The organism is Xenorhabdus bharatensis (assembly GCF_037996705.1).
GTDB lineage: Bacteria > Pseudomonadota > Gammaproteobacteria > Enterobacterales > Enterobacteriaceae > Xenorhabdus > Xenorhabdus bharatensis.
The window spans coordinates 1-8937 of sequence record NZ_JBBMXG010000040.1 but is presented as its reverse complement, the minus strand read 5'-3'; the positions used below and the strand labels follow the sequence as shown (position 1 = coordinate 8937).

Here is an 8937-nt window from a genome sequence, read left to right as displayed (position 1 = left end):
TCTGAAATATCGTGGCGGCGGTGTGCGGGTGTACTCATGATTAATCGACTTTTGTAATGGAATAATGGGGCATCATTATTGCACAAAATTATTCATGACGACACTACCTAGCAGGTGAACACAATACCGCCAGTGGCAATATGAAGGCGCTGGATGAAGCCAGAGGACGTTATCAGTTTGTCGGGAAAAGCCTGATTACGCTGCCCGATCAGGTTAAATATGTCGGTGAAGGCGCGGGCATTAAGGCGATTACTGGCGGTGATTTAATCGAAGTTGACGGGAAATATGAGAAGCAATTTTCTACGGTCATTAAGGCAGTGGTATTAGCCACCAATAACGAGCCAATGAGCTTCACAGAACGCAATGGTGGTATTGCACGACGGCGGGTGATATTCCCGTTTAACATTCCGGTCAAAGAGCCAGAGAAAGATCCACACTTGCCGGAGAAAATCAGTCGGGAATTGCCGGTCATTATCCGCCATTTATTAAACGAATTTGCCGACCAGAACAAAGCTAAAAAGCTACTACAGGCGCAACGCGATTCTAACGAGGCATTAACGGTGAAAAGCAATTCCGATCCGTTGTATCGTTTCTGCGGTTATCTGGTAACCGTCAATGAGGCCACTGGGATGAAGATGGGAAATAAGAACATCAGTCCACGGGCACCAAGAATGTATTTATATCATGCTTATCTTTCTTTTATGGAAGCGCACGGTTTTGAACGCCCGCTGACATTGACTAAATTTGGCGAATCTATTCCTAAGATTATGCAGGAGTACCGGAAGGATTATCGAAAGGCGAGAACAACGAGAGGATATTCTTATAATGTTGAGTTGTCGGAAGAAGCGGAAGAATGGCTTCCATCGTTACCTGAGCATAAAGATCTCAACATTATACCATTATAGGTTTTTAGGTTTAACTATACATTCTGTACATTAAATAGCGTATTTTTCTGATTTTAAATATAAAAATAGGATGTATAGTTATTCTTCCTCTGTACGCTAAGTATACATCCCATACATAATCTAAAAAGGTTTTAGTTAACAGATGAATAGTTAATGAATACCATATTAATGGCCACAAACCCAGATATGACAGGCTTCTTAAAAATCTTGCATAGTGTGTACAGTGGATGGTTTCAAAAAGATTTATAGGGGAGTCACCGGATATAAGTCCGTTATTTTTTATTAATATTATGGTGACATTTGGAATTATTCAATATGAAATCGTATGGAGAGCTTAAATGACCAGACGTAAAGATTATAATCCCACTTGGCACGGTTATTTGGGGGATTATTTAAATGGAAAAGTGGGAATTAACCAGTTAATACCTCAGCATGAATTTTTTGATAGTATAGGATTGGAAAAGGAATTAAATAAGAATACTCAATATCACTACGTTCTTACATTAGCTCAAGCCCAAAGCATTATTGAAGATATCAATCCTAGTCGTCCACAAAATCCAAGTCACGGTGAATCACTGGCAAGAGGTATTGAAGAGGACGGCCAGACAAAAGGTCCTATGTCACATGTATTTTCTGTCACAGATCCTATTTCTCCTTATGCCGGAAATATCTATGATTCACGAGGATTTTATGATGTTTGCCGAGAGTTTCAGAGGTTAAATATCACGGCTAGAACACATGTGGCAGAAAATGGCCGCACGTATATTCATGTGTCGGGGCATGCAGGTCTTAGGAGACTTGTCAGGGGAACACGATACGGTGCCAATCATCCTCAAATGATAGGGATGGGGATAGGGCAGCAGGGTCTTAATAACAGCATTGTAAGAGGGGTTAGATTCTGCATCATCTTTTCTATTGGATATCGAGTCGTAGAAAGTATTTTTAAGGATGAGTATACTTTAGCTGATTTTCTCGGAAACATAACAATTGATATGGCTAAAACAGCCATTACTGCGGCCGCATCTTGGGCTGTTGGTACAGTTTTAACTGCAACAGCCATTGTAGGTGGGAGTATTATTGCTGCTGCTGGAATAGTTTTGGTAACGGGTTTTTTGGTTGCTTATGGTTTGGACGTTCTTGATAAACAATATGGAATAAGTGAAAAATTAATAGCATTTTTAAAAGAACAAAGGGACAGAAAACCAAGAGCGCCAGAAGCGGATTTACGACATTTTTTTAACGGATTAGGAAGGATGAGGTGAAGAGTAAATATGTTAAAGCATTAGGTGTGCTAATTCTGTTGTTAGGACTGACATTTATGATGAGCTTAGTTGTTGATTCTGCTATTTCATTAATACTAATGAGAGATGAAATAACATTTTCTAGCGCCGTTATCATATGTTTTATGTCTTTTCCTCTATTGTTTTATTCTTTATCAGGTTCTATTTTTTTCTTTCTATTTGATAGGCTGCCTAAATTTAACAAGGTTATTGTCAAGTACTTAAGTATGCTGATGGTTACATCATTCATCGTTAGTTTGCCTATATCTTTTTATGTGAGCTATAAGTTAAAAAATGATGGTTATTTAACATGTGATAAAATATCGTGGATGTCGCCAACTACTTACGTCAAAAATTTATCGCTGTGTAAATGAAATTTTTTGTAAATATTCTGTCCTTATGTTTTGTCCTGTTTAGCCTCTAAAGTTTAGAGGCTTTTTAATTATTTTAGATAGTATTAAATAGTGTCTTTGAGGAAAATAAATAACCATAAGACACAATGAAAAAACTACTCGAATTACGCCAGCAAAAAAACGATTTAACCCAGCAAATGCGTTCGTTACTTACTCAAGCCGAAAACGAAAAACGCTCACTCAATGCTGATGAAGCCAAACAGTTCGACGAGCTGCGCAGCCAATCCGATAACCTGAATACGGAAATTGCCCGTTATGAGGCTTTATCTGATGAAGAACGTAATCAGGCAAAGAACCCGCCAACCAGTAAAACACTCAATAATGATGAACTACGCCACTATATTCTGACTGGCGAAGTCCGTTCCTTGTCTACAGGCGTTCCCGCAGACGGCGGTTATACCGTTATCCCTGAGCTGAATAAACAAATCATGCAGCAATTGGCTGATGAGTCGGTTATGCGCCGAATCTGTACGATTAAGACCACACGCAGCAATGAATATAAACAGCTTGTGTCGGTCGGTGGCGCAGCGGTTGCTCACGGGGAAGAAGGTAAGACACGCGGTGAGACGGCGACACCGAAGATGGAAGAAGTCAGTATCAAACTGTTTCCTATCTATTCTTATCCCAAAACCACGCAGGAAATTATCGATTTTAGCGATGTCGATATTCTGGGCTGGTTAACCTCAGAAATCGCTGACACCTTTGTAGACACCGAAGAAACCGATCTTGTGAGTGGTGATGGTAGCAAAAAAGCGAAAGGCTTTCTGTCTTATCCCCGTGATACCCAAACTGACAAGGTACGTGCATTCGGTACACTACAAAAGCTGGAAGCAACTAACCTTGAAGCCGATAGCCTGATTGACCTGAAATTCCTGCTCAGGAATAAATATCGTAAAAATGCAGTGTGGGTGATGAACTCCACAACTGCCGCCAACGTGCAGAAACTGAAAAACGGTAATGGCGATTACATCTGGCGCGAACGTCTGCAAGCGGGTGATCCTGATATGTTGCTGGGCTTGCCTGTCCACTATCTCGAATTTATGCCGGATAACATCATTGCGCTAGGTGACTTCAAACGCGGTTACTTCATCGTTGACCATCAAACGGGCATTCGTACCCGTCCTGACAATATCACCGAACCGGGATTTTATAAGATACACACTGATAAATATCTGGGGGGTGGGCTGGTGGATTCCAACGCAATCAAAGTGCTGGAAATCAAAGCCTCTTGATAATCTTGGAGTTTATCGATGAAGAATGATTTTGAAATCCGTACCGCTTCATTATCTGCCAATGACAAGAAACTGACAGGCTATGTGATTAAGTGGAACAGCCGATCACAAGTCTTGTGGGATGAATTTGTCGAGCAGTTCGCCCCAAATGCCTTTAACGCCAGCTTAACCACAGGCGCAGATATCAGGGCACTGTATGAACATGATCATACGAATCTGTTAGGCCGTACCACATCCGGCACATTGCAATTGAGTGAGGATGCCAGCGGATTACGTTTCGAACTCACCCTACCGGATACGCAATTGGGGCGCGATGTACTGGCGTTGGTTGAACGGGGTGATATTGCCGGAATGAGCTTCGGATTCAGGGCAATCAAAGATCAGTGGGATACCAGTCAAACACCGTATGTCAGAACCGTCTTAGAGGCTGAATTACGGGAAATTACTATCACCAGTTTACCCGCTTATCCTGAAAGTGGCGTAGAGATTGCCAAACGTTCGCTAAATGCGGTGAAGCCCTGCAATGTGGATTTGCGCCATTACTGGCTGCGACTGTCTGAGGTGTGATGATGTGGCCTTTTAAGCTAAAAGCTCCAGAACGACGTAGCATGACGGTAGATGAATTTTTTTCTCTGGCAGGCATAACTAACACTAAATCGGGCGAACATGTTTCACCTTCGACCGCCGAGGGTTTACCCGCAGTAATGAATGCCGTCACCGTGATTAGTGAAGCCATTGCCACCATGCCCTGTTATCTTTATCGGGTTCAGCACCAGAACGGGAAAGAATCCCGCGAATGGTTGAGTGATCATCCGGTAGATTATTTGCTTAATGAATACCCGAATGACTGCCAGACTCCGTTTCAGTTTAAACGAACCTTAATGCGCCATTGCTTACTCAATGGTAATGCGTATGCAGTCATCGTCTGGGGAAAAGACGGACAGCCACAATCGTTGCACCCTTACCCACCGTCAGCGGTTGTGCCGCAACGATTATCGGATCACCGCTTTGCTTACACCATCACCGAACCCTATAGCGGCAAGGTCAAAACCTATCTACAGGAAGAAGTTTTACATTTGCGCTATGCCACGGAAGATGGCTTTCTTGGTCGCTCACCCGTCACGATTTGCCGTGAAACGCTGGGTTTGGGATTGGCGCAACAGCGCCACGGTGCCAGCATTATGAAAGAGGGCATGATGGCGGCAGGCGTGATTAAAGCCGCTGATTGGCTGGATGGCATCAAAGGGAATAAGGCACTGGAAGCGCTAGAACGCTACAAGGGTGCACGTAATGCAGGCAAAACGCCTATTCTTGAGGGTGGGATGGATTACCAGCAGTTAGGCATGAGCAATCAGGATGCGGAGTGGCTGTCCTCCCGCCGTTTCACTATTGAAGATATCGCCCGTATGTTCAATGTCAGTCCGATATTTCTGCAAGAATATTCGAACAGTACCTACAGTAACTTTAGTGAAGCATCCCGCGCTTTTCTGACTATTACCATGCGCCCGTGGTTAGCCAATTTCGAACAGCAAATCAAATCCGCTTTACTGATGAATTCACCCAAACGGGGCATTCGTTATCAGGTGGAATTTGATACCGCCGACCTGCTTCGCGCTAATCCGAAAGAACGTTTTCAGAGTTATGAAACCGCGATTAAATCCGGCGTGATGTGCCCGAATGAAGCCCGTGAACGCGAGGGATTATCACCCCGTGCCGGCGGCGATGAATTCAGTCAGGCATGGAAGCAAACCGTGGAAATCAAACAAGACAAGGAGAGTAACGAATGAGAGCAGGCAGATTACGGCATCGGGTGACGATCCAAAAAAATGAAGCCAGTCGGGGTAAATTTGGTGAAGTGCTCAACAACTGGGTGGATTTAACCACGGTCTGGGCAGAAGTCCAAGCCATTAGCGGGCGGGAACTGGTGGCATCCGGCGCAGTGTTCTCAGAAGCCACCGTGCGTATCTGGCTGCGTTATCGACAGCGAACAGCATTACCTTTCACGGAGCGAACACGACGGGCACAGCTTTTAGCATTATGGCGGTCATCCCCGATGCGAAATACACTCGCTTAGAGTTGCTTTGCAAGGGAGGGATATTCCGATGAGCCAGATTGAAATTCCCCTGAGTGAAATCAAACAGCATTGCCGACTGGAGGAAGATTACACCCTTGATGATAGCTTATTAACGGGTTATGCCGATGCTGCATTGGAAGTCTGTCAGCAACATATCGGTAAACGGTTTGGTGATAATCTGGTTTTTACCCCAGCGATTAAAGTCGGTTGCCTGCTCTATATCAGCTTGCTGTATGAGAATCGGGAAATGGCAACCGATGTTGAGCTAAAAGAAGTGCCTTTCACCATCAAATCATTGTGGTCTGTCTATCGTGATGTGGGGATCTACTGATGCCGTGGCAACCGTTAAGACGTTGTAGCTATCCGAGTTGTAAGCAACGGGTGAAGTCCGGTCGATGTGAGGCACATCGGCGGGAACAGAACAGGCAGCGCGGTACACGTACCGAACGTGGCTACAGTAACCGGTGGAGCAGATACAGATTGATGTATCTCAAAACGCACCCCTTATGTGTGCATTGCCTCAAGCTGAACTGCTACATGCCTGCAACCATTGTGGATCATATCATCCCGATACAAGGTGAAGCGGATGTACTGTTTTGGCCTGTATCCAATCATCAAGCACTATGCCATGCCTGCCACAACCGTAAGACGGTACAGACAGATCCCATCACCAAAGCCAAGCGCAAACAGGGAAGCTATCAAGAACAGGAAGCAGAAGCGGCACGGTTGGTTAGCCTTGGAATAATAATGAAATGAAATAACGGGGTGGGGGTATCAAAAATGACAAACACCCCTCTGAGCGGAACCGCCCCCTCCTTCAATTTTTACGCCCGGCAATTTTTTTTAAAATAAAATCACAAGGAACAGAGAACATTATGGCAAGAGTACCCAAACCGCCCACTTATTTAAACGATATTGCCGCCAGTCAATGGAAGGCCAAAGGCAAAATCTTAAGCGAACGGGAAGATCTGAACGCCGCCGACTGGAACAATTTAGAACTGTACTGCGTTAATTACTCTATTTACCGAAAAGCCGTGGCAGACCTTGATATCCGAGGCTTTAGCATCGTAAACAGTCAGGGCAGTGAAAGCCGTAACCCATCACTGAGCGCCAAAGCCGATGCCGAAAAAATCATGATAAAAATGTCTGCATTGCTGGGTTTTGACCCCGTATCACGGCGGAAAAATCCGGTGGAAACAGAAGAAGAGGACGAGCTAGACCGACTATGAACGCATGGGAACAGTACGCTTTTGATATCGAAAACGGCACCATTCCGGCCTGTAAACGGGTAAAACAGGCCGTGAAACGCTACTTTAACGACCTGAATAACCCGCTTTATGTGTTTGATTCGGAGGTGGTGGCACGGTTTATTGCCTTTTCCCGTTACTGTCCGCACGTCAAAGGCCATTTGCGAGGCAAACCGATTATATTAGAGTCGTGGCAGCAGTTTGCCTTTGCTAATCTGTTCGGCTTCAAGATCAAAGCAACCGGACACCGAAAATACCGCAGTGCTTATATTCAGGTGCCGCGCAAAAATGCCAAATCTACCGTTGCCGCGATACTGGCAAATTGGTTTCTTGTGATGGAGTCAGGTCAGCAGGATATCTACACCGCCGCCGTGAGTCGCGATCAGGCGCGTATTGTGTTTGATGATGCCCGCCAGATGTGCCTGCTATCAAAACCGCTTAAAAAACGGGTAACTGTCCAACAGCATAAAGTCACCTATGCCAAGAGCAATAGCCTGTTAAAACCGCTGGCAGCAAAAGCTGCTACCATCGAAGGTACTAACCCCAGTCTGGCGATTATTGATGAATACCATTTGCACCCTGATAACGCCGTCTACTCTGCTCTTGAGCTGGGAATGGGTGCACGTCCCGAAGGTATTCTGTTTGCCATTACCACGGCAGGTAGTAACGTGATCTCAGCCTGTAAGCAGCACTATGATTATTGCTGTCAGATACTCAACGGCGAAGAACAGAACGAATCCCTGTTTGCCCTGATCTACGAGCTGGACGACGAGCACGAGATTGATGATGAGTCACTCTGGATAAAAGCCAATCCCAATCTGAATATCTCCGTGGATAGCACCGCTTTGCATGACACAATTCAGAAAGCGCGGGGCATTCCCTCACAATGGACAGAGATGCTAACCAAACGTTTTAATATTTGGTGTCAGGGCGAAACGCCGTGGATGGGGGAAGGTGCATGGAAAGCCTGTCAGACAGATTATGATGAAAACGACCTCAAAGGTTTGGAGTGTTACGCTGGACTGGATTTATCCTCAACGGGTGATATCACCAGCATCTGTTACACCTTCCCCGTGGATAACGAACTGTTATTACTGACCCGCCATTACTTGCCCGAAGCTCAGCTACAGAATCCCGCCAATAAGAATCGGGCTATTTATCGCCAGTGGGTACAAATGGGCTGGATACGTACCACACAAGGCGATTGCATTGATTATGACCGTATCCGTGATGATATTCTGAAAGACAGCCAGCACTTTGATATCAAACTGGTGGGTTTTGATACATGGAACGCTACGCACCTGCGAACACAATTACAGGGTGCAGGGCTGGATGTTGAGCCGTTCCCGCAAACCTATATGCGTTTTAGCCCGGTGGCTAAATCGGCTGAGGTGTTCGTTAACCGCAAAATCATTCGTCACAACGGCGATCCGGTGCTGGCATGGGCGATGTCTAATGTGGTGATGGAAACGGACGCTAACGCCAATATCAAACCGAATAAGAGGAAATCAGCGAACAAAATCGACCCTGCGATTGCGTTTCTGATGAGCTTTGGCACATGGCAGGTGGAACATGAAGACTTTGCATTTAACTTGAGTGAAGAACAGCAGAAGAAACTGAATATCTTTGATGGTGTTTAATAAAATCAAATGCTCAAAAGGTGAGATACCTCACCTTTATTTTTCCATATGAAAGGTTAAAACCACCGACTTTAGTCGGTCAGCTTTAGCTGCGATACTGTGTTGCACGAGAGGTGCAATATGGATTACAGATATGGCAGCCACAC

Annotated in this window: 9 protein-coding genes and 2 pseudogenes; all 11 read left to right on the top strand. The window is 45.0% G+C overall.

Annotation, left to right across the window (positions count from 1 at the left end; translation table 11 throughout):
• Window positions 1-107 precede the first annotated feature (107 nt).
• Window positions 108-905 (top strand): annotated as a pseudogene (locus AAC855_RS20885) (primase-like DNA-binding domain-containing protein); the annotation flags it as partial.
• 338 nt (window positions 906-1243) lie between these two features.
• Entirely contained in the window at window positions 1244-2167 is a 924-nt protein-coding gene (locus AAC855_RS20880) for a hypothetical protein (RefSeq protein ID WP_340612080.1), read from the top strand.
• Window positions 2164-2559, top strand: a complete 396-nt coding sequence (locus AAC855_RS20875; RefSeq protein WP_340612078.1) for a DUF1240 domain-containing protein — start codon at window positions 2164-2166, stop codon at window positions 2557-2559. Before AAC855_RS20880 ends, AAC855_RS20875 begins: the two co-directional genes overlap by 4 nt.
• 125 nt (window positions 2560-2684) lie before the next feature.
• Window positions 2685-3830 (top strand): phage major capsid protein, encoded by a 1146-nt coding sequence (locus AAC855_RS20870; protein ID WP_340612077.1) that lies wholly within the window; start codon window positions 2685-2687, stop codon window positions 3828-3830.
• A gap of 18 nt (window positions 3831-3848) precedes the next feature.
• A complete protein-coding gene (locus AAC855_RS20865; RefSeq protein ID WP_340612076.1) occupies window positions 3849-4397 on the top strand; it encodes an HK97 family phage prohead protease in 549 nt (182 codons plus the stop codon).
• 2 nt (window positions 4398-4399) lie between these two features.
• Entirely contained in the window at window positions 4400-5617 is a 1218-nt protein-coding gene (locus AAC855_RS20860) for a phage portal protein (RefSeq protein WP_422824417.1), read from the top strand.
• Window positions 5614-5936 (top strand): annotated as a pseudogene (locus AAC855_RS20855) (phage head closure protein). The gene AAC855_RS20860 and the pseudogene AAC855_RS20855 overlap by 4 nt, the downstream one beginning before the upstream one ends.
• Window positions 5933-6235 carry a head-tail connector protein gene (locus AAC855_RS20850; RefSeq protein ID WP_340612073.1) on the top strand — a complete coding sequence of 101 codons (303 nt, stop codon included), beginning with the start codon at window positions 5933-5935 and terminating at the stop codon, window positions 6233-6235. Before AAC855_RS20855 ends, AAC855_RS20850 begins: the two are co-directional and overlap by 4 nt.
• Entirely contained in the window at window positions 6235-6660 is a 426-nt protein-coding gene (locus tag AAC855_RS20845) for an HNH endonuclease (RefSeq protein ID WP_340612072.1), read from the top strand. The genes AAC855_RS20850 and AAC855_RS20845 overlap by 1 nt, the downstream gene beginning before the upstream one ends.
• Before the next feature lie 119 nt (window positions 6661-6779).
• A complete protein-coding gene (locus tag AAC855_RS20840; protein WP_340612071.1) occupies window positions 6780-7133 on the top strand; it encodes a phage terminase small subunit P27 family in 354 nt (117 codons plus the stop codon).
• Window positions 7130-8791 (top strand): terminase large subunit, encoded by a 1662-nt coding sequence (locus AAC855_RS20835; protein WP_340612070.1) that lies wholly within the window; start codon window positions 7130-7132, stop codon window positions 8789-8791. Before AAC855_RS20840 ends, AAC855_RS20835 begins: the two co-directional genes overlap by 4 nt.
• Window positions 8792-8937 lie beyond the last annotated feature (146 nt).